25 protein-coding genes are annotated in these 21946 nt (G+C 70.9%); 12 read left to right on the top strand and 13 right to left on the bottom strand.

Annotated elements, in window-relative coordinates; all coding sequences use genetic code 11:
• Window positions 1-4 precede the first annotated feature (4 nt).
• Entirely contained in the window at window positions 5-709 is a 705-nt protein-coding gene (locus NO900_RS10520) for a bacteriorhodopsin (protein WP_256409178.1), read from the bottom strand.
• 176 nt (window positions 710-885) lie between these two features.
• Between NO900_RS10520 and NO900_RS10515 the strand changes: the two genes are divergently transcribed.
• A complete protein-coding gene (locus NO900_RS10515; protein ID WP_256409177.1) occupies window positions 886-1134 on the top strand; it encodes a hypothetical protein in 249 nt (82 codons plus the stop codon).
• A gap of 45 nt (window positions 1135-1179) precedes the next feature.
• Entirely contained in the window at window positions 1180-1977 is a 798-nt protein-coding gene (locus tag NO900_RS10510; protein WP_256409176.1) for a helix-turn-helix transcriptional regulator, read from the top strand.
• 17 nt (window positions 1978-1994) lie between these two features.
• On the opposite strand, the gene NO900_RS10505 is transcribed toward NO900_RS10510, so the two are convergent.
• Together NO900_RS10505 and NO900_RS10500 are read right to left on the bottom strand one after the other, a co-directional pair.
• The gene (locus tag NO900_RS10505; RefSeq protein ID WP_256409175.1) at window positions 1995-2123 is read right to left on the bottom strand and encodes a hypothetical protein; all 129 of its coding nucleotides are present in this window, start codon (window positions 2121-2123) and stop codon (window positions 1995-1997) included.
• A 106-nt stretch (window positions 2124-2229) separates the two neighbouring features.
• Window positions 2230-2766, bottom strand: a complete 537-nt coding sequence (locus tag NO900_RS10500; protein ID WP_256409174.1) for an inorganic diphosphatase — start codon at window positions 2764-2766, stop codon at window positions 2230-2232.
• A gap of 421 nt (window positions 2767-3187) precedes the next feature.
• Between NO900_RS10500 and NO900_RS10495 the strand changes: the two genes are divergently transcribed.
• Window positions 3188-3547 carry a PadR family transcriptional regulator gene (locus NO900_RS10495; RefSeq protein ID WP_256409173.1) on the top strand — a complete coding sequence of 120 codons (360 nt, stop codon included), beginning with the start codon at window positions 3188-3190 and terminating at the stop codon, window positions 3545-3547.
• Between the two features lie 139 nt (window positions 3548-3686).
• Here the strand turns inward: NO900_RS10495 and NO900_RS10490 are convergent, their stop codons facing one another.
• Entirely contained in the window at window positions 3687-4373 is a 687-nt protein-coding gene (locus tag NO900_RS10490) for a DUF7108 domain-containing protein (protein ID WP_256409172.1), read from the bottom strand.
• Window positions 4360-4956, bottom strand: coding sequence for a ribonuclease HI (gene rnhA / locus NO900_RS10485; protein ID WP_256409171.1), 597 nt, complete (start codon window positions 4954-4956; stop codon window positions 4360-4362). Before rnhA ends, NO900_RS10490 begins: the two co-directional genes overlap by 14 nt.
• Window positions 4957-5101: 145 nt before the next feature.
• On the opposite strand from rnhA, the gene NO900_RS10480 reads away from it, so the two are divergent.
• The 4 genes from NO900_RS10480 (at window position 5102) to NO900_RS10465 (ending at window position 8849) form a co-directional block, all read left to right on the top strand.
• Window positions 5102-6103: a transcription initiation factor IIB gene (locus tag NO900_RS10480; RefSeq protein WP_256409170.1), complete on the top strand. Its 1002-nt coding sequence runs from the start codon at window positions 5102-5104 to the stop codon at window positions 6101-6103.
• A gap of 58 nt (window positions 6104-6161) precedes the next feature.
• Window positions 6162-7088, top strand: a complete 927-nt coding sequence (locus tag NO900_RS10475; RefSeq protein WP_256409169.1) for a beta propeller repeat protein — start codon at window positions 6162-6164, stop codon at window positions 7086-7088.
• 84 nt (window positions 7089-7172) lie between these two features.
• Complete coding sequence (gene nreA / locus NO900_RS10470) at window positions 7173-8501, top strand: DNA repair protein NreA (protein ID WP_256409168.1); 1329 nt, start codon at window positions 7173-7175, stop codon at window positions 8499-8501.
• A gap of 63 nt (window positions 8502-8564) precedes the next feature.
• On the top strand, window positions 8565-8849 hold the full coding sequence (locus NO900_RS10465) for a preprotein translocase subunit TatA (RefSeq protein ID WP_256409167.1): 285 nt from the start codon (window positions 8565-8567) through the stop codon (window positions 8847-8849).
• Window positions 8850-9237: 388 nt separating this feature from the next.
• Here the strand turns inward: NO900_RS10465 and NO900_RS10460 are convergent, their stop codons facing one another.
• Both NO900_RS10460 and NO900_RS10455 read right to left on the bottom strand, forming a co-directional pair.
• Window positions 9238-9534, bottom strand: coding sequence for a DUF7130 family rubredoxin-like protein (locus NO900_RS10460; protein ID WP_256409166.1), 297 nt, complete (start codon window positions 9532-9534; stop codon window positions 9238-9240).
• A gap of 390 nt (window positions 9535-9924) precedes the next feature.
• Window positions 9925-10923 carry a radical SAM protein gene (locus NO900_RS10455; RefSeq protein ID WP_256409165.1) on the bottom strand — a complete coding sequence of 333 codons (999 nt, stop codon included), beginning with the start codon at window positions 10921-10923 and terminating at the stop codon, window positions 9925-9927.
• 153 nt (window positions 10924-11076) lie between these two features.
• On the opposite strand from NO900_RS10455, the gene NO900_RS10450 reads away from it, so the two are divergent.
• Both NO900_RS10450 and NO900_RS10445 read left to right on the top strand, forming a co-directional pair.
• Window positions 11077-11802 carry a DUF6517 family protein gene (locus tag NO900_RS10450; protein ID WP_256409164.1) on the top strand — a complete coding sequence of 242 codons (726 nt, stop codon included), beginning with the start codon at window positions 11077-11079 and terminating at the stop codon, window positions 11800-11802.
• Between the two features lie 162 nt (window positions 11803-11964).
• On the top strand, window positions 11965-13092 hold the full coding sequence (locus NO900_RS10445; RefSeq protein WP_256409163.1) for a DUF373 family protein: 1128 nt from the start codon (window positions 11965-11967) through the stop codon (window positions 13090-13092).
• A gap of 33 nt (window positions 13093-13125) precedes the next feature.
• On the opposite strand, the gene NO900_RS10440 is transcribed toward NO900_RS10445, so the two are convergent.
• The 5 genes from NO900_RS10440 to NO900_RS10420 form a co-directional block, all read right to left on the bottom strand.
• Complete coding sequence (locus tag NO900_RS10440; RefSeq protein ID WP_256409162.1) at window positions 13126-14226, bottom strand: cell division protein CdpA domain-containing protein; 1101 nt, start codon at window positions 14224-14226, stop codon at window positions 13126-13128.
• A 95-nt stretch (window positions 14227-14321) separates the two neighbouring features.
• Window positions 14322-15383: a phosphotransacetylase family protein gene (locus NO900_RS10435; RefSeq protein WP_256409161.1), complete on the bottom strand. Its 1062-nt coding sequence runs from the start codon at window positions 15381-15383 to the stop codon at window positions 14322-14324.
• Window positions 15376-17553, bottom strand: coding sequence for an acetate--CoA ligase family protein (locus NO900_RS10430; RefSeq protein WP_256409160.1), 2178 nt, complete (start codon window positions 17551-17553; stop codon window positions 15376-15378). The genes NO900_RS10435 and NO900_RS10430 overlap by 8 nt, the downstream gene beginning before the upstream one ends.
• 151 nt (window positions 17554-17704) lie before the next feature.
• A complete protein-coding gene (locus NO900_RS10425) occupies window positions 17705-19534 on the bottom strand; it encodes a PAS domain-containing sensor histidine kinase (protein WP_256409159.1) in 1830 nt (609 codons plus the stop codon).
• A gap of 72 nt (window positions 19535-19606) precedes the next feature.
• The gene (locus tag NO900_RS10420; RefSeq protein WP_256409158.1) at window positions 19607-19996 is read right to left on the bottom strand and encodes a winged helix-turn-helix domain-containing protein; all 390 of its coding nucleotides are present in this window, start codon (window positions 19994-19996) and stop codon (window positions 19607-19609) included.
• 212 nt (window positions 19997-20208) lie between these two features.
• On the opposite strand from NO900_RS10420, the gene NO900_RS10415 reads away from it, so the two are divergent.
• The 3 genes from NO900_RS10415 to NO900_RS10405 all read left to right on the top strand — a co-directional run bounded on the left by NO900_RS10415 (window position 20209) and on the right by NO900_RS10405 (window position 21682).
• A complete protein-coding gene (locus NO900_RS10415) occupies window positions 20209-20844 on the top strand; it encodes a helix-turn-helix domain-containing protein (RefSeq protein WP_256409157.1) in 636 nt (211 codons plus the stop codon).
• 96 nt (window positions 20845-20940) lie between these two features.
• Window positions 20941-21096 (top strand): DUF7560 family zinc ribbon protein, encoded by a 156-nt coding sequence (locus NO900_RS10410; protein WP_256409156.1) that lies wholly within the window; start codon window positions 20941-20943, stop codon window positions 21094-21096.
• A gap of 130 nt (window positions 21097-21226) precedes the next feature.
• Window positions 21227-21682, top strand: coding sequence for a pyridoxamine 5'-phosphate oxidase family protein (locus NO900_RS10405; RefSeq protein WP_256409155.1), 456 nt, complete (start codon window positions 21227-21229; stop codon window positions 21680-21682).
• A 62-nt stretch (window positions 21683-21744) separates the two neighbouring features.
• Here NO900_RS10405 and NO900_RS10400 read toward each other — a convergent pair whose 3' ends face one another.
• A complete protein-coding gene (locus NO900_RS10400) occupies window positions 21745-21894 on the bottom strand; it encodes a DUF7560 family zinc ribbon protein (RefSeq protein WP_256409154.1) in 150 nt (49 codons plus the stop codon).
• Between the last annotated feature and the right edge of the window lie 52 nt (window positions 21895-21946).

Here is a 21946-nt window from a genome sequence, read left to right as displayed (position 1 = left end):
GGTCTCAGGCGGCGGTCGTCGCGGTCGTCGTTTCGCTCTCGGCGAACAGGTCGCCGACGCGGGTGATGCTGAACGTGACGATCGAGGTGAAGCCGACCTTGGCGGTCGTGTCGAGCACGGCGACGATGAAGTGGTAGTCGGCGGTCGATATCACGCCGACGCCGGAGCCGCTGAGCAGCCAGATCACCGGGTAGACGAACCACAGGGCGATGGTGAGGTCCCGGAGCGTCCGGAAGGTGCCCTGCACCGCGGCGCTCTCGTCGCGGACGCCGTCCGTCACGGTCGTGAGCAGGAGGTAGACCACCGCGAGGAACGCGGCCGACGAGACGGCGAACCCGCCCCACTTGACCCCCGGCGTCGCCGCGGTGGTCGCGGCGTAGCCGGCCGCGATCATGAGCGCGTCGGCGCCCATCGCGGCGGCGATCGTCTTCCGCGGAGCGGCCGCGACCACCGCGATGTGTAACACGATGAGCGGCGTCGTCAGTGCCCAGTCGAGGTACCGGAGCTCGACGACGAACCCCTCCAGGGCGATCCCGGCCGAGCTCGCCGCCATCCCGGCGTACGAGAGCCCCGCGATCGACATGATTGCCGGCGGGAGCAGGAAGTACCTGTTCTCGTGGTCCCCCAGCAGCGAGAACGCGACGAACGCGACTGTCGATACCCCCATCAGCGCCGCCACAGCGGCGAACACCGCCGTCTCTACCAGCATGGTACGGATCAGTCGACCGTCCGTATTGAATCCCTCCCGCGAGTTATCAGGACTGGTATCTCGGCGCGGAGCTCCGGGTGAGCCGGCCGGATCCGAGGGGGCAGAGGTCCCTCGGTGGCAGTCCGACGCGATCGGTCTCGACTAACCTTTTATATCCCACACGCGAACCGCTTCGCATGACCGATATCGCCGCCGCGGTGCGGGACGCGTTCGAGCACACCGACTACGACCTCGGCGACGTCGCCGTCAACCGACGGCAGGTCCGCGTCCCGGTCCTCCGGGAGGGGGCCGACCCCGACGCGCTCCGCGCCGTGATCGAGGAGGCGCTCGGCGCGGACGCGGTCGCCGGGGTCACCGTGACCACGGAGACGATCGACGGGGACGACGGGATCGGCACCGTCGTCTCGTTCCGATACCGCCCGTAGCGCGGTACGGTTAAGCGTGCGGTGCTCGTAGACGCCCCGTACACGATGACGTCCGACGACGGACACGACGGCGCACAGTACCTCGCCGGCTCGCCGGTCCGGGTCGCGGTCCTCCGGGCGCTCCGGCGGGAGCCGCGTCGTCCGACGGACCTGACGGACGCGGTCGACGCGACCCGGACGACGGTCCAGCGGATCCTCGGGGGGTTCCGCGAGCGCGACTGGGTCGTCAAGCGCGACGCGGCGTACCGCGTGACGGCGACCGGAGAGCGCGTCCACGACGCGTACGAGACCCTTCTGGACGAGGTGGAGCTGGCCGACCGCTACGGCGGGTTCGCCGCCGACCTCGAACGCGTGGGCGCCGGGTTCCCCGCGGAGGCCGTCGACGCCGGCGACCTGACAGTCGCGACCGACCGGAACCCGCTCGCCGCGGTCGACCGCATCGCCGACATCATCCGAGACGGCCGTCGGGCCGAGATCAGGGCGGTCTCGCCGGTCGTCATCCAGCAGTTCAACCGGGCGGCCGCGACCGCGCTCGACGCCGGCGCGGAGGTCGAGCTCGTCATCGACCGCGACGTGGTCGAGGCGTCGATCGCCGACTTCGCCCGGGCGACCGACCGGGCGCTCGACGACGACGACGCGACCGTCTACGTCTCGCCCGACCCGATCGAGTACGGGCTGTTCAGGCGGGACGACGTCGCCTGCGTGACGGCGTACGACCGCCGGAACAACCCCCGATGCGTGCTGGAGTCCACCGACTCGGCGGTGGTCGACTGGGTCGACGACCGGTTCGAGTCGCTCACCGCCGACGCCCGACGGCTGTCCGCGGTCGTCGAGAACGCCTGACGCGGCGGTCGGGACGCCTACGCGGTCGACCGGTCGGCGTCGCCGTCGGACGCGTCGTCCGAGTCGGCGTCGCGGCGCTCGGGCTCGAAGTTGGCGGGGACGACCGTCGGGTGATCGATGCCGACGGACGGGGTGCTCGCGCTCATGGCTCTGTCAGTACGTAGGCGCGCCACCGACTAAAAATTACCCATGGGCATAACGCATCCCGTCCGCGGGACGCGATGTCCGGTAGTTATCTCTTCGAGTCCGGCGCTACTCGCCGAACTCCTCGTCGTACAGGTCCCGCGCGTGTTCGATCGCGTCCTTCGCGGCCGCCTTGTCCTCCCATCCGAGGGTTTCGACCTCCTTGCCCGCTTCGAGGTTCTTGTACGTCGAGAAGAACTCGTCTATCTCGTCGCGGATCTGCTGCGGGATGTCTTCTAAGTCCTCGATGTGGTCGAAGCGGGGGTCCTCGGTCGGCACCGCGATCACCTTGTCGTCCTGCTCGCCGTCGTCGTCCATCTTCATCAGCGCGACGGGGCGGGCCTCGACGACGCAGCCGGGGAACGTCTGGTCCTCGACGAGCACCATCACGTCGAACGGGTCCTCGTCGTCGTAGTACGACCGCGGGATGAACCCGTAGTCGTACGGGTAGTGGACGTTCGAGTGGAGCACGCGGTCGAGGACGACGCCGGGGATGTCCTTGTCGTACTCGTACTTGTTCCGCTCGCCCTTGAGGCACTCCACGACCGCGTAGATCTCGTCGGGTGCGTCCGGGCCCGTCTCGAGGTCCTCCCAGAGGTTGACCATGTGACCGATATTCGGTCCATCGGTAGCAAAGTCCTTTCGGGTTCCCGGCGACACCGCTCCGACCGTCGTCGGCCGAGTCGCTTTTCGATTCGACCGTCGCTTTCCGATTCGACCGTGCTTTCCGATCGATCGTCTCGACTGACCGTCGTTCGCGCCCCCGCGTTTACCGACCGCTCCTCGGAGACGGCTACCGGTTGATCGGATGTCGTATTGTGTCCGAAGCTCCCGGTTCGTCCGACGGATCGTCACGGATGCGTCGCGTCGGTCGGCGATCGCTCGGATCCGGTGTCGGGAACGAACCGGCAGTTCAGCCGTTCTGCGGCCGACGACGGCCGGAAACGAACGCGTGCGGCGTAGTTATGTATTTAAAAGATGCTGAATCTTGAGAAAGGTTATAAGTTCGGGAACCCTTCAGATACCCATGTCAGAGGCACAATCAGTCACTGATGCGGAGACACCGCGGCCGGCGTCGGAGCTGACGGCGTTCCAGCAGAACATCCTCGCGATCCTCTCGGAGGAGCCCATGTACGGGCTCGCGGTCAAGCGCGAGCTCGAATCGTACTACGGCTCCGAGGTCAACCACGGGCGGCTCTACCCCAACCTCGACGACCTGGTCGCGGACGGGTTCGTCGAGAAGAGCGAACTCGACAAGCGGACGAACCAGTACGAGCTGACCGAGGCCGGCCACGACGCGGTCCTCGGCCAGCTGGAGTGGGCCCTCGACCGGTTCGTCACCGACGAGGAGCGGGCCGACGAGGTCCGCGCGCTCCTCGACGAGTAGCGCGGCGAGCCCGCGGGACGCATCGGCGCGAAACCGACAGTATCCTGGCACACGACGCGCGGTGAAAACCGCGCGCCCCCGAGACTCCCAGCCCCGGCGCCGTCGTCGACGACGCCGACATCGGCGATTCGGGCCTCGACTACGACTCCTCTGGCCCGTCGACCTCGGCGGCGACCGACTCGATCACCGCCAGCGACTCCTCGACGACGGCGAGCTGCTCGTCCGTCGGCCAGCCGTTCCGCGGCAGGTACTCCTCGCGGAACTCCTCGCGCACCTCGGGGGTCGCGTCGTCGACGGCGCGCACGTAGTGGTTGCTCATGAACGCCGCGAAGCTGCGGGCGGTGTCGGCGTGCGCGCCGCCGTGCGCCTCGGCGACCGCGTCGGCGACCGCCTCGTTGTACGCGGCGACCTCGTCGTACCGGTCGGCGTCGCCCGGCCCGGACAGCGACACCTCGACGGCCCGCTCGGTGGTCTCGATCCGGTCGAGTCGCACCGTCCCGTCGGCCATCCACTCGTCGGGGTACAACACGAGGGTGTCGTCGTCCTCGCGGAGCCGCGGGACGTAGCCGTGGCCCGCGACGAGCTCGTCGCGGCGCTCGCGGTAGAACGCGGCCGCCGCGTCCTCCTCCGCCCGCCGCGCGAGCCGCGTGAGCCGCTCCGCCTCGTCGACGACCTCGACCGGCACGTCCGGGACGCGGTCGGCGTCGCTCGCGCCTTCGTCGGCCGGGTCACCGTCGCCGTCGCTCTCGGCGCCCTCCTCGGCCGCCATCACCTCTCGCGCCCGCTCCTTCGCCCACTCCGGGGGTTCGTCGTTAGTTCGCGTCATCGAGTGCCTCGTTCGCCAGATCGTCGGCGCGCGCGTTTATCTCCCGCGGAACGTGGCCGATCGACCACCGGTCGAACCGCTCTAACAGCTCCCGGGCGCGAACCCGCCTCTCGCGCAGCTCGGGGTCGTTGGCGTCCCACTCGCCGCGCACCTGCCTGACGATCAGCTCCGAGTCGCCGCGGACGTCGATCTCGTTGAAGCCGTACTCGTCGGCCGCCTCCAGCGCCCGGATCAGCGCCGCGTACTCGGCCTGGTTGTTGGTGACCGTCCCGATCCGCTCGCCGCCCTCGGCGACGACGCCGTCGGACGTGACGAGACACCAGCCGACCGCGCCCGGCCCGGGGTTCCCGCGGGAGGCGCCGTCGAAGTAGACGTGCGCGCGGCCGCCCCCCTCGCGGATGAGGTTCGTCAGGCGGGTCGGGTCGCTCCCCTGGACCACGACCTTGCCGTCGTACGCGACGGCGACGGCGCCCTCGCGCTCCGCGCGCCACCGCTCGTGGGCCGTGTTCCCGTCGTCGATCGGGACGCCGGCGTCCTCGAGGCGGGCGCGCGCGGTCGCCGGGTCGCAGTCGATCGTCGGCATTCGGTCGCAGTCGACGCCGGCGCGTCAAAGCCTTGTCCGTCGCGGTCGCCGACCGAGCGTCCACTGACCTCTCCTCGCTCCGGTCGAGCGATCGCCGACCCTCACGAACTTTTAAGTCAGTCCGATTGGATAGTATATAAATGCGATGACACGGCCAACCCGGCAACGGGATCACGACCGGCAGCGTGTGCGGGACGAGGACGCCGACGAGACCGAGACCGACGCCGAGGGGGTCGAGGGGGTCGACGCCGACGAGCTGGACCCCGAGGACTTCGACCCGGAGGAGCTCACCCGGACGGCCGACGGGGAGCTGATACACGAGGAGACGGGCATCATCATCGAGGAGGAGCAGATCGATCCCGGACCGGAGTGGCGCGCGTTCAACCACTCGGAGCGGCAGGAGAAGTCGCGGGTCGGCGCCCCGACGACGAAGACGATGCACGACAAGGGGCTGACGACGACGATCGACTGGAAGGACAAGGACGCCTACGGGCGATCCATCTCCTCGAAGAAGCGGTCGCAGATGCATCGGCTGCGCAAGTGGCAGGAGCGGATCCGGACGAAGGACGCGGGCGAGCGGAACCTCCAGTTCGCGCTCTCGGAGATCGACCGGATGGCCTCGGCGCTCGGCGTGCCCCGCTCGGTACGGGAGGTCGCCTCGGTCATCTACCGACGCGCGCTCAACGAGGACCTGATCCGCGGGCGCTCCATCGAGGGCGTCTCCACCGCCGCGCTCTACGCCGCCTGTCGAAAGGAGGGGATCCCCCGGTCGTTAGAGGAGATCTCCGACGTCTCCCGCGTCGACCGCAAGGAGATCGGCCGGACGTACCGCTACATCTCTCAGGAGCTCGGCCTGGAGATGCGTCCAGTCGATCCGAAGAAGTACGTGCCCCGGTTCTCCTCCGAGCTCGAACTGAGCGAGGAGGTGCAGTCGAAGGCGAACGAGATCATCGAGACGACCGCCGAGCAGGGGCTCCTCTCCGGGAAGTCCCCGACCGGCTACGCCGCGGCGGCCATCTACGCGGCCTCGCTGCTCTGTAACGAGAAGAAGACCCAGCGCGAGGTCGCCGACGTCGCGCAGGTCACCGAGGTCACCATCCGCAACCGGTACCAGGAGCAGATCGAGGCGATGGGGATCCACAGCTAGCGGGCCGCGGGTCGACGGGAGGCGTACGGTTTTTTCGCTCGGTCACCGATCGCCACACATGCTCGTCTGCGGAACCCACAGCGGGCTGTATCGGCTCGACGGGCCGCACGGCGACCCGGTGCGGGTCGCCGCCTGCGGGCGCGTCCGCGAGGTCGTCCGGAGCGGCGACGCCCGGATCGCCGCGACCGCCGAGGGGCTGTACCGCTCGACGGACGGGACCGACTGGCACCGGCTCGACGGCCCGGACGACCCGGTCTCCGTGCTCGCCGGCCCGGAGACCGTGCTGGTCGGGACGGGCTCGGTCGACGTGCTCCGGGCGCGGCCGGCGACCGACGGCGACGGGTGGCGCTTCGACCCGATCGGAGACCTCGACGCGCACCCGCACGGCGAGCGGTGGCGGGACCGCGCGCCGGGGGCGGCGCCGAGCGTCAGGACGCTGGCGGTCCACCCGGACGACGGCGTGCTCGCGGGGCTCGAACCCGGCGGCGTCTACGCGTTCGACGGCGACTTCTGGCGGCGGTACGGGCGGGGCGTTCACGACGACGTCCACGACCTGCGCGTGCTCGACGGCGGCGCCGTCGTCGCCGCCACCGGGAGCGGGCTCTACCGGACGGACGACGGCGACCTGTGGTACCGGCTCGACACCGACTTCCGCGACTTCTGGGCGAGCTACTTCCGCGAGGCGGTCGTCCGCGGCGACCGACTCTACGCGGGGGCGAACCGCTGGGGCCCGGAGGCGCCCTCGGGCGTGACCCTCTCGGGGCCCGCCGACGGCGACGGGTTCGACGCCGACCCCGTGCCCGCCGCCGAACCGGCGTTCGTCGCCTCGTGGGCGGTCGTCGACGGGACGCTCGTCGGCGGGACGCTGCGCGTCGACGAGGACGGGTTCGCGGGCGGGGAGCCGACGCCGCTGGTCGTCCGCGATGACGACGCGTGGCGCGTCGGCGCGACGCTGCCGGCCGGCGCGACGTCGCTCGCGACCTGAGCGGCAAACGTCCCTTGCGGTTCGGGACGGGGTCCCGCCGGCCGCCGACACCGTCAAGTCGCGCTCGGCCCTACTCGACGGCGAATGCGGCTCGACGAGTTCATCGAGTTCGAGGCGAACGAGCGCGCCGAGCGGCGGCGCCTCGCGAGCGAGAAGGACTACGGCATCCTCGACCACCTCGACTCCTTCGAGCGGCGCTTCGAGGAGCACGTCTCCGACGACGCCGTGGTCGGTAGCGTCTCGCCCTCCATCTTCGTCGGCCGCGCGGACTACCCCAACGTCTCGACCGGGCTGCTCTCGCCGGTCGGCCGCGAGGAGCGCGCGGCGGCGTTCGAGACCTCCGCGGCGTGGTACGACGAGGGCGTCTCCATCTCGGACGTGTTCGACCGCCGGACGAGCCTGCTCAACTCGACCCGCGGCGTCGACGTCGCGGACGCCGGGGCGACCGGCGGGGTGGCGTCGATCGGGGGCGGCGACGGGCCGGCGGAGAGCGTCCAGGACGCGTGGGACGGCTGGCTCGGCGTCCAACGCGAGGTCGCGATCGCGGACCGCCCGGTCGACGTGGAAATCGGGCTTGACGGCCGGCCGGACCTCGACTTCGAGGTGGGCACCGAGGACATCAAGACGCCGACGGGGCCGCGCGCGGCCGCCCGCACCGCCGAGCTCGGCGAGAACCCGCACGTCCCGCGGCCGGTGCAGAAGACGCTCGAAGACGACGACTGGCGCGCCGAGGGGGCGATGACGTACCTCTACCGCCGCGGGTTCGACGTGTACGAGATCAACACGATCCTCTCGGCGGGCGCGCTCGGCCGCGGCGAGAACCGCCGGCTCGTCCCGACGCGCTGGTCGATCACCGCCGTCGACGACACGGTCGGCCAGTTCCTCCGCGGGTCGATCCGCGACGACCCGACGGTCGACCGGATCGAGGTCCACCGCAACGAGTACCTCGGCAACGCCTTCTGGGTGATCCTCGTGCCGGGGCAGTGGGAGTACGAGCTCGTCGAGATGAAGGCGCCCGGCTCGATCTGGAACCCAGACCCCGAGGCCGGCGTCTCCCTCTCGGCCGCGAGCGAGGGCCGCGAGGGCCGGACCGGCTACGTCGAGGAGACCGCGGGCGCCTACTACGCGGCCCGGCTCGGCGTCTTAGAGCACCTCGACGACCGCGGGCGACAGGCGAAGGCGCTCGTCTGCCGCCACGTCTCCGACGACTACTGGGGCCCGGTCGGCGTGTGGCAGGTGCGCGAGGCGGTCCGGAACGCCTTCGAGGGCGAGCGCGGGACCGCGGAGACGTTCGGCGAGGCGGTCCGCGGCGTCGCCGACCGCCTCCCGATCTCGCTCGCTCGCCTCCGCCGGAAGTCGACGCTCGCGGCCGGGCTCCAGGCGAACCTCGCGGACTTCGTCGACGCGGGCTGAGCCGCCGGGCGACGGCACGCCTCCCTCCCCATCCCTTTAGTCGCGAGGCCGAGTGGGTAGCGCATGGTCTCTCTCGTCCCCGCGTTCGGCGGTATCCCCGCCGGGCCCGAACTCCTGATCGTCCTGATCATCGCCGTGCTCCTCTTCGGCGTGCCCCTCGTCCTCGTCGCGGGCGCGGTGCTGTTCTTCGCGCTGCGCTCCGACGACGAAGACGAGCGAGACGACCGGCCGGACGCCGACCGGATCGCCGAACTGGAAGCCGAGGTCGAGCGCCTCCGGGAACAGGTGGGCGACGAACAGGACGGTCGCGGCGACGAGCCGAACGGTCGGGAGGGCGGCCACTCCTGAAAAGGTAAGGCGGTGGCGCGTGCCTCCGAGTGGCCGCCGAAGGCGGCCGCGAAGAGCACGCGCGAGGGACGCCGCGAACGCCCGTAGGGCGTGAGCGGCGAGGCTGGGGAGGCGCGAGGCCGCGGTGCGGGGTGGGACTCGAAGGGGCAGCCGGGAGACGACCTGAGGCGACGCAAGCACCGCAGGGAGCGAGTGAAACGAGCGACCGAGGAGCACAGCGAGCGCATCGAGTCCTCCCGGTTGGGGCTTCGGGGGTTGTCGCCGGCGATTCACGATCAACTCCGTACAGCCGAGCGGTTGGGACTTCGAGGCTGTCAGCAGCGTCTGCGCGGTCGACTGAATATAAACAGAGACCGGAGAAACGACGGTGCTTCTCGCAGTAGTCGTCTCAGTCCTCGGCCCAGTAGTACAGATCCTCGCGCGGCGCGTCGCAGTTCGGGCAGTTCTCGGGGAGCTCCGTGCCGATCTCGCCCATCTCGCCGCACTCCCAGCAGCGCCACATCACGTAGGCGGTGCCGAACACGTCGCGCGCGTCGGTGAGGCTCAGCGACTTCGATCCGGACGGCGACGAGACGTAGAACCCGTCGTCGTCGACCCCGCGGACGGTGCCGAGTTCCTCGCCCGACTCGTCGTACACCGTCTGTCCGATACTCACGTCAGCGAAGACGGGTTCGTCGGTAGCCATACAGGGGGGTACGTGTTTATGACTTATAATTGTGATAGTAGGTAGCACGACACGGGTGGGATATACGACCACCGATCGGCGGCGAACACCGCCAAAGCCCCAGCCGTGAGACGGCCTGACGCTCGCTGCGCTCCTCGCTCGTTCACTCCGTTCACTCGCTGTGGTGCTTGCGCCGCCTCAGGTCGTCTCACGGCTACCCCTTTGAATCCCGCCCCGCACAGCACCGCACCTCACGCCTCCCCAGCCTCGCGGCTCCCTCCGCTTCGCTCCGGTCGCCGCGTCCCTCGCGCGTGCTCCTCGCGGCCTATCGGCCGCTCGCAGGCACGCGCCACCGCATCCACGAGTAGACGGGGATGCCGACCAGCGGAACAAGACCCGAACCCTGTCCGTTCAGGCGACCGGCGTCCGCTCGACGACGGTGCCGTCGACGGTCGGGTACTGCTCGACGATTTCCCCCTCGTCGAGGTCGCCGTCCTCGACCATCTCTTCGAGGAGCCACCACGCGACCTCGACGTGGTTCGACTTCGCGGTGTAGAACTCCTCGGGGACGCCGAGCGCGTCGAAGCGCTCCGGGTCGGCGAACGCCTTCCCGTAGACGAGCGTGCCGTCGTCGGTCACCTCGTCGAACTCGCGGCGGATGTTCTCCGCCATCCGCTTCAGGCGGTTGCGGTGTTGCGCGGCGTCTTTGAACACCGAGGTACAGAAGTACACCTTCTCGTGGCTCGCCATCTCCGAGACGATCGCGTCGTCCTTCGACCCCTCGACGGCGGACATGTGCCCGTCCTGCAGCTCGAACCCCTCCTCCTGCATCCGACGGTAGTTCCCGTCGGACATCTCGAACTCGTTGATGTTACAGAACTCGGCGGCGCCCTCGTCCAAAAAGTCCAGGAACTCCGGCTCCGCGCGGATGCCGGGGATCTCGAAGGCGGGCGTGAGCCCCTCTTCGCGGGCGACGTGGAGGATCTCCTCCCACTCGGTGCCGTGCATGTCGCCCCACATCTCCAGCGGCGGGTGGAAGCGGATCTCGTCGAGGCCGGCCTCGGAGAGCTTCCGCATGTTCTCGCGGCCGCCCGTGATCCCGGTGTAGAGGTGGGTGTGGTGGTCCTCGCCGAACTCGTCTTTCAGCAGTTCGAGGTACCGGCACGTCTTCGCCATCGCCTCCTGCGGCTCGCCGCCGGTGATCGAGGTGCCGAGCGCGCTCATGCGCTTGGCCTCTCGAATCACGTCCTCGTCGGACTCGACCTTCCGCTCGTTTGCGTACACGTCGGTGACGTTCTTCCGGTTCTCTCCGAGGGGGCAGTAGAAGCAGTCCCGCTGGTCGCAGTAGCCGTAGACGAACAGCACCATCTTGCCGCCCTTGGCGCACTGTTCACAGCCCTTGGAGATCATCTACCCCTCCCTACCGGCCGCGGCCTCAAAAAGCGTCCGAAGCGCGCGTTCCCGGGGGATCCGTTGCCACGGGGCGGTTCCGACGCTCGACGGCGCCGCGCACGGGGCGACTCGGACACAAAGTATGTACCCCCGCCGGCGCCAGTGCCGGCCATGAACCGAGAGCCGACCGTCGACGACGACGCCGAGAACCGGACCGCGAGCGACGCGATCACCCGCCGTCGCGCCCTCGCGGTCGGCGGTGCGGCCGGCCTCGCGGGCCTCGCCGGCTGCACCGCGTACGACGTCGTCAGCGGCGACGGCCCCGCGGAGTTCGCCGCCGGGACCGCGACGGTCGCCGACGCGACGCTCTCGGAGAGCGGCTACGAGCTCAACGAGGTGACCGACGAGACGATCACCCGGGAGGTCGAGGTGGCCGGACGGACGCGGGAGGTCCGCGTGACGAACACCGTCGCGGAGTACGACAAGGCCGTGGAGCTGTTCGGCGAGCGCTACCAGGCCGCCGTCTTCGCCGCGGTGGCGACGCCGCGGGTGGAGGTCCTCGGGGAAGCGCTCAACCCGATCGCCGACTTCACGACCCGCGAGCGCGCGGAGATCATCCTGAGCCGCTACGAGGACGTCGGCGACCTGGAGCGCGGCTCCGAGTACTCGACGACGGTCCTCGGCGCAGACGCCGACGTCGTCGTCTACACGGCGGAGGGCGAGATCGGGGGGACGGGCGCGGGCGTCGAGCTGGAGCTCCACGTCGGGGAGCCGGTCGAGACCGGCGACGACTTCGTCCTGCCGCTCGCGGCGTACCCGGCGTCGTTCAGCGACGGCGAGAACGTCCGCCGGATGATGAACGGGATCGAACACGAGCCGGCCTCGGACGACGACTGAGGGCAACGGAACGACGCGACGGTCGGTCGACTCGACCGGGCGCACGCGACCACACACGGACCGGGCACACGCGACCGAACGCGCGAGAGCCGCGCCCCGCGAGCCGTCAAGTCGCCGACGCGAGCCGAAAACATATGTCGGCCCCTCGCATAGCGTCGCGTAATGCTGTTGGTCCTCTGCGTCGACCTCGACGACGACCTCGGCCGCAAGACCGGGATCCCGACCCCGGTGATCGGCGCCGACGACGTCACCGAGGCCGCCGTCGCGCTCGCGACGGCCGACCCGGAGGACTCGGACGTGAACGTCCTCTTCCAGGGCGTGAACGTCCACGACGAGCTGGCGGCCGGCGGCGAGGCGGTCGAGGTCGCCGCCGTCACCGGCGTGGACGGCGCCGACGTGAAGGCGAACCGCGCGGTCGGCAAGGAGGTCGACCGCGTCCTCGCCGAGCTGTCGACCGGCGAGGAGGTCTCCGCGGTCGTGATCACCGACGGCGCGCAGGACGAGTCCGTCCTCCCGGTGATCCGCTCCCGGATGCCGATCGACGGGATGCGCCGCGTCGTCGTCCGGCAGGCGCAGGACTTGGAGTCGCTCTACTACACGATCAAGCAGGTGCTGGCGGACCCGGAGACCCGCGGCACCATTCTGGTCCCGCTCGGCGTCCTCCTGCTCATCTACCCCCTGGTCGTCGTCGCGAACCTCTTCGACGTCGCCGGCGCGGCCGTCCTCGGGATCCTCTCCGGGCTCGTCGGGCTCTACTCGCTGTTCCGCGGCCTCGGGCTGGAGGAGACCGTCGACGGCGCGGCCTCGACCGTGCGGAACGTCCTCTACACGGGGCGGGTGACGCTCGTCACCTACGTCGTCGCGCTCGCGCTGATCGTCGTCGGCGGCGTCCAGGGGACGGAGACGGTCGAGGCCGTCAGCGCGGTCCGCGGCGGGTCGATCACGGCCGGCGTGACCCTCGCGGCGTTCGTCCACGGCTTCGTCCAGTGGCTCGCGGTCGCCGGGGTCACCTCCAGCCTCGGACAGATCACCGACGAGTACCTCGGCGGACGCTTCCGGTGGCGGTACCTCAACGCCCCCTTCTACGTGCTCTCCATCGCCGTCGTGCTGTACGCCGTCTCCGGGTTCTTCCTGCCGGACGCGCCGGGCGTCACGTCGCTCGGGCTCCCGGACCTCGCGATGGCGCTCGCGGCCGGGACGCTCACGGCCGTGCTGAGCACGCTCGCGTTCGCCGTCGCGGAGTCGCAGCTCCCGTCGGCGGCCGGCGTCGGCGAGCGGAAGAGCGGGTAGGCGGCGTGCCGGTTCGGAAAGCGCCCCTGAGAGCTACCGCGGCGTCCACTCCTCGCAGGCGTCCATGTCGTCCATCAGCTCATCGTGGTGCCCGCAGTACGGCTGCATCCCCTGATCGGTCCGGACGTAGTCGAAGTGCGTGCAGTTCCCGCAGTACGTGTCGCCGGGACCGTCGCGCGCGGCGGCGTCGACGCCGGGGGAGATGTCCGCCCCGCTTCGTCCGTCCTCGCCCGGCCCCGCGGGTCCGTTCGGTCCCGCCGACCCCGCGTCGTCGAGGGGCGACCGGATGTCCGTGCCGGACTCGCCGCCGTCGCTCACGCCGGCGGAGCCGCCGCCTCGACCGCCGGAGAGGGCGTCCGAGCGCCCCGCGCCGAGGCCGCCTCCGGAACCGGTCGTCGGCCCCGTCCCGGTCGCCGATCCGTTCCGGGTCGGCGATCCGCCGCCGGCCGGCGACTCCTCCCCGACCGACGGTCGGCTCCTGGACCGCGGCCCGTCGCCGGTCGACCCGTCGCTCCCACCGGCGCGGTCCGGCCGGTTCGTCTGCGTCTCCACGTCGCCGTCGGGGGTCCCGCCGAGGAGCCCGACGCCGCCGGCCCCGTCGAGCTGGTTGCGGCCGACCTCGATGACCTTCGTCTCGCCCTTGTGGGTCACCTCCATCGTGACGGTGCCGCCGGGGTCGTTCCGCGTCTTGAAGTTGGCGACGCCGATGAAGACGCTCCACAGCGTCGTCGCGGCGCCGACGAAGTACAGCCCCGCGGTCGGCAGCGTGAGGTCGGTCAGCTCCGGGCGCGGCCCGCTCACCCAGTGGTAGGGGTACGCGTACGCGAACAGCGCGACGCCGAGGCACATCACGCTCGCCCCGACGACCGCGGCGACGCGCGTGCTTCGATCCGCCGGCAGGACGGTCATCACGCCGAGCAACACCAATGGGACGCCCACGCCGCCGAGCACGCCGCCGAGCCGCCGCGCCTCGGCGGAGCCGTAGCCGCTCGGGAGCACGACCTCCGCGGCCACGAACAGCCCGGCGACGAGCAGTAGGGTTCCGGCGACGAACGAGCCCACGCCGAGGTACAGCCGGCGCGGGTCGACCTCGGAGCCCCCCCGTCCACCGTACGCCTCCGAGAGACTGGTCATACGCGGCCTACGTCGTCCTCCGTGAAAACAGTACGTCAGACGTTCCCCCGCGCGGGGGACGAGGCGGGCGTCGCGGGGCGGCGGCGACCGAGAGCCTACAGCAACGCGTCGACGTCGACGTGCGCGTCGAGCAGCTCCGCCATCCGGTCCACGGTGCGCGCGTCCCGGGTCCGCCCGCTGCGGACGATCCCCTCGGCGCGGTCGATCGCGGTGACGGTGTCCGTGTTCACGGCGAGGACGGGCTTGCCGGCGTCCGCGGCCTTCCCGAGCACCGCGCCGGAGGGGCGGTGGCCGCCGGTCAGGACGAGACAGGCGACGCCGGAGGCGTCGAGCGCCGCGGTCTGGACGTCCGCGCGGTCGCCGCCGGTGATGACGGCGGCGTCGCGGGCGCGTCGGAAGTACCGCAGCGCCTCGTCGCCGCCCATCGCCCCGACGAGGAAGCGCTCGACGAAGCCGTCCGTCGGCGCGTCGGTGAGCAGCTCGGCGCCGAGTTCGTCGGCCAGCTCGCCGACGGTGACGCCCGCGAGCTCCTTCTCGTGGGGGATCGCGCCGAAGACGGTGATCCCGCGCGACTCGAGGAACGGGATCCCGTCCTGGCCGAGCGAGTCGAACGCGTCGTCGGAGACCTTGTTGAACACGACGCCGGCGAGGCGGTCGCCGAAGGCGTCGGCGGCCGCGAGCACGTCGTCGAGGTCGTTCGGCGAGCCGTACTCGGCGACGAGCACGACCCGCGCGTCGAGCAGCTCCGCGACGTCGACGTCGGTGAGGTCGACGACGCCGCCGGTGGTCCAGCTGCCGCCCCCCTCGACGAACATGCGGTCGCGGTCGGCCGCGAGCTCCTCGTACTCCTCGCGGATCCGGTCGCTGAGGGCATCGGCGTCCTCGGTGCCGCGGATCGCGCCCTCGACGAACGTCGGCGAGTAGACGACGGGCTCCATCTGGTGCATCTCGGAGTCGAGACCGAGCACCTCGCGGGCGAGCATGGGGTCCTGGTCGAGCGTCTTGCCGACGTTCGACTGGAGCCGCGTCCCCTTCGGTTTCATGTAGCCGACGCTGCGGTCGCGGTCGGCGGCGAGCCGCGCGAGCGCGACGGCGATCGCTGTCTTTCCGGCGCCTTCTCCGGTCGCGGTGACGAGTGTGGTGGGTGTGTCAGTCATTGGTGGGTTCCTCCGAGTCGGTGACTTCGGGGTCGGCGTCGACCGGGTCGAGCGCCTCCGGGTCGAGCGCCTCCGGGTCGACGGTGAGTCTCACGTCGACGGCGGCGGCGTTCGCGCCGCCGTCGGCGTCGGGCAGTGCGACGAGCGGGTTGATGTCGAGTTCTAAGATTGCGGGGAAGTCGGTGACCAGCTGGGAGAGCCGGCCGATCGTCTCGACCACGGCGTCGACGTCGACCGGATCGCGGCCGCGGGCGCCGCGCAGCAGCGGCGCCGACTGGATCTCCTCGGTCATCTCGCGCGCCTCGGGCTCCGAGACGGGCGCGACGCGGAAGGTGGTGTCCTCCATCACCTCCACGAAGATGCCGCCGAGCCCGAACATCAGCAGCGGGCCGAACTGCGGGTCGCGGTTCATCCCGACGATCGTCTCGACGCCGTCCTCCAGGTCGACCATCTCCTGCACCTGCACGCCGAGCACGGTCGCGTCCGGCTGGTAGTTGCGCGCCCGGGTGATCAGGTCCTCGTAGGTGTCGGCCACGTCCGCGTCGGCGACGCCGACGGCGACGCCGCCGATGTCGCTCTTGTGAAGGATGTCCGGCGAGACGATCTTCATCACCACGTCGCCGTCGATCCCGGAAGCGACCTCGGCGGCGCGCTCGGGGGTGTCGACGATCTCGCCGTCGGGCGTGGGGATGCCGTACGCGTCGAGCAGCTCCATCGCCTCGACGCCGAGGCGGTTGTCGTCGCGGTCGCGCACCGCTCCCAGGATCTCGCGGGCGCGCTCGCGGTCGACGTCGAACGACATCGGGGGCGCGTACTCCCGCTCCCTGATGTCACGGTACCGCGCGAGCGTCGCGAGGCTCTCGATCCCGCGGGCGGGGTCGAAGTAACAGGGGATCCCCTTCGCCTGCAGCCGCTGTTTCGGCTCGCGGGTGCGGTCGCCGCCCATCAGGCAGGCGGCGACGGGCGCGTCCATCTCGTCGCTCACGTCGGTGATCGCGCCCGCCAGCTCGTCGAAGTCGATGGTGGCGGTGGGGGCGGCCAACACGAGCGCGGCCCCGACGTCGTCGTCGGCGACCGTGATCTCCAGCGCCTCGCGGAACCGCTCCACGTCGGCGTCGCCGATCACGTCGACCGGGTTGTGGATGTTCGCCTCCTCGGGCATCGCGTCGGCGAGCCGATCGGTCGTCTCCCGGGTGAACGACGCCATGTCGAGGTCGGCGTCGCCGACCGCGTCGGTCGCCATCACGCCCGGGCCGCCGGCGTTGGTGACGATCGCGACGCTGTCGGTGTCGGGGAGCGGCTGGCTCCCGAGGATGCCCGCCGAGTCGAACAGCTCGTCGACCGACTCGGCGCGGATGACGCCGGCCTGGTCGAGCCCGGCCTCGTACGCCTTGTCGGAGCCCGCGAGCGTGCCGGTGTGCGAGGAGGCGGCCTGCGCGCCGGCGCTCGTCCGGCCGGACTTCACCGCGACGATCGGCGTGTCCCGGGTCGTCTCGCGGGCGGTCTCGATGAACTCGCGGCCGTCCTCGATCCCCTCCAGGTAGCCGATGATCACGTCGGTCTCCTCGTCGTCGCCCCAGTGGTCGACGAAGTCCGTCTCGTCGAGGACGGCCTTGTTGCCGAGCGAGACGACGTCCTTGAACCCGATCCCGTTGTCGTTGGCCCAGTCGAGGACCGCGGTGACGAACGCGCCCGACTGGCTCATGAAGGAGAGCCCGCCGGGGAGCGCGTTCTCCGGCCCGAACGTCGCGTTCATGCCCGAGGGCGTCGACATGATCCCCAGGCTGTTGGGGCCGACGAGGTCGAGGTCGTGCTCGTCGGCTATCTCGGCGAGGCGCCGCTCCCGCGCCGCCCCGTCCTCCCCCGTCTCGCCGAACCCGGCGGTGATCACGACGACGTTCCGGACGCCGGCCGCGCCGCACGCCTCGATCGCGTCCAACACGATCGAGGGCGGCACGACGACCACGGCGACGTCGGCGTCGGCGTCGCCCACCTCGTCGACGCAGGGCGTCCCGAGCACCTCGTCGTAGTTCGGGTTGACGGGAACGGTGTCGCCGTCGAAGTCGTCGAGCAGGTTCGACGTGACCGCGCGGCCGACGGCCCCCTCGCGCGCGGTCGCGCCGACGACGGCGACCCGATCCGGGTCGAACAGCTCGTTGAGCGTACCCATCAGCGTGGAGCTACGCGAACCGGCGGCTTAAGATCCGTGGGAGCCCGTTCGGTAGCCGAGTCAATCACGAACGACCGATCGGGAACCGCCCGGGTCGGCGGCGGGCCGTTCGGGCCGTCGACGGGTCACCCGTCTGAACCGCCCCGCACCCTCAATCGGTTCCCGCACCGCCTCCCGGTTCCGGGCCGACCTCGCCGCCCCTCTCGGCGTCCGCCCCGCGGTTCGCGCGGTCCGCCGTCGTCCGCGGTCGGTCGGGGAGCGTCGACGCGGCCGGGGCCTCCTCCGTCTCCCGCCCGGCGCTCGGGACGCTGAGCGTCACGACGTTCCCGTCCGGATGGGTGTCGAAGGAGAGGTCGCCGCCAGACCGGTTCGCGACCCAGTAGACGAGCCACAGGCCCATCCCCCCGGTGTGGCGCAGGTCGTCCATCTCCCACCGGTCGGTGATGACGTACCGCTCCTCCGTCGGGATGGGCGGGCAGTTGTCCCGGATCGCGATCTCGACGCTCTCGTCCGCCTCCGTCACGTCTATCCGGACGCGCGGCGCCGACTCCGCGTGCTCGATGGCGTTCTCGACGAGCTCGGCGATCGCGTAGTCCAGTTCCGGGTGCGTGAACGCCTCCACGTCCCGCGGGTACGAGACGGAGACGGTCGCGACGTCCCCGCCGTCGGCGTCCGAGTCCGATCCCCGCGATCCGTCGGCGTCCGAGCCGCGGTTCCGCGACCCGTCGGCGGTCGACTCGAAGTCGTGCGCTCCGTCTCCGACCGCCTCGTCGGGGGCCGGTTCGCGGTAGCTGACGTCGATCTCGTCGCGGCCCTCGCAGTCGTCGACGACCATGTCGATCGCCTCCTCGACGACGGGCGCGATCTCCACCGACCGGGGCGACCCGCGCTGGCGGAGCAGGTCGATGACGCCGCGCTGCTTCTCGGCGGTCGCCAAGAGGTCGGCGGCGACGCGGCGGATCGTCTCGGCGTGCTCGGCGACGTCCGCGCCGAGCTCGGCCAGCTCGTCGGGGTCGGCCCCCGCCGACCCGTCCGTTCCCCCTGTCGCCGTTTCCTCCGCCGTCCCCGTTTCCCCCGACCCCGTCTCCTCCGGCCCCGTTCCCTCCGTCGTCTCGGCTCCCTCCCGGGCCTCCGGATCGAGCGCGTCCGCGGCGGCCACGCGCTCGACGATCCGCTCCGCGGTGCCGTCGACGATGTTCATGTCGTTCCGGATCGTGTGCCGGAGCAGGTTGTCCATCACGGTGAGCTGGCGGTCGCGGCGGTACTCGTCCGTGACGTCGCGCGCGAAGCCCGTGACGGCGACGACCTCGTCACCCTCCACGACCGGCTCGCCGGGCACTCGAACCCATCGGGTGGCCCCGTCGGGCGTCCCGAGCCGGTAGTCGATCAGCGTCGACTCGCCGGCGGAGAGCCGCTGCATCGCTCGCTCTACGTACGGTCGGTCCTCGGGGTGGATCGAGTCGAGGAAGACCCGCGGCTCGCGTTCGAGCCGCTCCGCGGGGACGTCGAACACCCGCTCGACGGCGTCGTTGACGAACAGCAGCTCGGACCAGTCCGGGGTGAACATCCAGAACACGTCCGGCGACACCGAGGCGATCGTCTCCAACCGACGCCGCGACTCCACCTCGCGGGTCACGTCGCGGGAGGTCAACACGTAGCCGTCGACCCCGGTGGAGTCGGGCGTGTGCACCCTGGTCCGGAGCCACACCCACCCGCCGTCGGCGGTCGCGTAGCGGTATTCGAAGGGTCCGTCCGGCTCGGCCTCGCCGGCGACGATCGCCGCGAACGTCTCCCGGAGACGGGCCTCGTCCTCGGGGTGGACGAGCTCGAACGCGTCCGTGCCGACGAGCTCCTCAGGGTCGAACCCGATCACGTCGGCGGTGGCCGCGTTCAGGTGCCGGTACACCCCTTCCTCGTCGAGGACCACGACCTTGTCCTGAGCGAGGTCCAGGAGGGTCTCGGGGTCCGGCCCGTCGCGCATACGGAACCGGTTCGCTGAGCGATAGATAAGGCTGACTCCCCGATTATCGCAGACGAAAAAATCGGTCCGGGCTCAGTCGGCCGAGACCCCGGTCGTCTCGACGGCCGCGGTGAGCGAGTCGACGCCCCCGTCCTCGACGGTCAGCGTGACACCGTCGTCCCCGAGTTCGATCGCCGCGTCGGTGGCGCCGCGGGTGTACTCGGCGGCGTGGTCGCCCTCGGGGTCGAAGCGGACGCCCTCGACGAGGAGCGGCGTCTCGCTCAGGCGCTCGACCTTCCGGTATGCCGTCGAGAGCGCGATGTCGCACGCGTCGGCCAGCTCGCTCGTCGTCATCGGCGTGTCGGCGGCGCCGAGGATCGCTCGGCAGTCCGGGTCCGCGAGGACGTCGAAGGTGGCGTCCAGCGTCTCGTCGCCCTCGGTCGCCGTCGTCGGTCCGGTCGCGTACGAGGCCTGTCGCTTCATGGATGTACGTACCGGTTCCACCCACCCCAACACCGCCCCTGCATATGAGGGGTGTTTTATAAGGACGCGCCGAACCCGGTCGCCTTCGACCGCCTCTCGCCTCCTTCCCGCGGCGGGCGTCGGACCGGCCGACGCGGCCGCGGGCGGCTCCGCGCCGCCACCGCTTCCGCGGCGTCAACGTTTTGCCCGGGGGCGGTCACGGACGGACGCAGATGGGATCCGGAATCAGGGCGGAGGTCTCGCTCCCGGCGGGGACGCCGTCGCCGTTCGACGGGATCGCCGACGGCTCGACGCCGATATACAGCGTCGCGCGGACCGCTCCGGACGGGGCCGCGGGGACGGTCGTCTTCGAGTTCGTCGCCGACGCCGACCTGTCGGTGCCCGAGGGCGTCGACGTCGTCTTCGACTACGGCGCAAAGGCCGCCTACCGGTTCGAGACCGACCCCGACGAGGCGTCGCCGTTCGCGGTGCTCGACCGCCACGGGCTCCCCGCATCGGAGACGACCGTCCGGGACGGGCGGCTCCTCGTCACGTTCCACGCGACCGACCTCCCGACGCTCCGGTCGGTCCTCGACGCGTTCCGGGAGTCGACCCCGGACATGGAGGTGTTGCGGCTCCTCCAGTCGTCGTCGACGCCGGAGGAGTCGGACCTCGTCACCGTCGACCGGAGCGACCTCACCGAGCGCCAGCGCGAGGTGCTCGCGACCGCCTACGACGCCGGCTACTTCGACCACCCGAAGGGGGCCAACGCCGGCGAGGTCGCCGACTCGCTCGGCATCGACCGCTCGACGTTCTCGGAGCACATCGCCGCCGCGCAGCGGAAGCTGCTCTCGACGCTGATCGACTGAGCGGCCGGGGACCGCCCCGCGCCGTCGGTCGACCGTATTCCGAACCCTCTGGAATCCGATCCATCCTTCATGAGCGTCCGCGTCGTACGCGCATCCATGACGACCCCACGGACCCACACGTTCGTCTGCCCGGAGTGTCGTCGGTCGATCGAGGTGGACGACGCCATGCGGGCGACCCTGCTCGACGTGGGCTGCGTCGTCTGCGGCGAGCCCGTCACCGAGGGCGACATCGCCGATCCGCAGAGTGCGTAGGACCGCCCGCCCCTCGTCGTTCCCGCTCGCGTCGTCGCACCCCCCGCTCGCGTCCCGGTACTCCCGCTCGCGTCCTCACACCCCCGATCCGTCTCGTGCCCTTTATCCCGGCGTACGCCGACCTTCGCGTATGGCGACGAACGGCGAGGTCGAGATGACCGACGCGGAGGTCGACGCGTTCCTCTCGCGTCACGAGACCGGCGTGCTCTCGCTCGCGCGCGACGAGACGCCGTACGCGATCCCGATCTCCTACGGATTCGACGAGGAGTCCCGCGACGCCTTCCTCCGGCTGGTGTCGACGCCCGACAGCGAGAAGCGCGAGTTCCTCGCCTCCGAGCCGAAGGCGCGGATCGTCGTGTACGAGGAGGACGGCGACGAGTACGGGAGCGTCGTCGGCGTCGGCGTGCTCCGGCGCGTCGACCTCGACGAGCTCACGCCCGAGACGATCGCGCAGTACGGCGAGACCCGCCGCCCGCTCTTCGAGATCTGGGCCGACGGGAAGTCCGACCTCGACATCGACCTCTACCGGTTCGTCCCCGAGCGACTCACCGGCCGACGGATCGTCGTCGACCGCGACGAGGAGTGAGGGGCCGCCGACGCTCCGCCCCCCGAGGTCCGACCGCGCGGGCACCGCGTCCGGGCGGGAGCCTACCCGTCGTCGGGGTCGTCGGAGAAGTCGTCCTCGCTGGCGCCGGTCGTACACACCGGACAGCCGGCCGCGAGGATCGTCTCCCGCATCTCCTCGTTGACCTCGATGGTCTGCGCGCAGTCGGAACAGGTGAAGTGAACGGTCGTCAACGGTGGCCCTCTCTCGTCTCTCCGAGACGGCGGCGGACCGTATAAATGACCG

It is taken from the genome of Halorubrum rutilum (genome assembly GCF_024494565.1).
The sequence above is the reverse complement of the archived record's forward strand: the minus strand, read 5'-3'. Positions and strand labels throughout refer to the sequence as shown.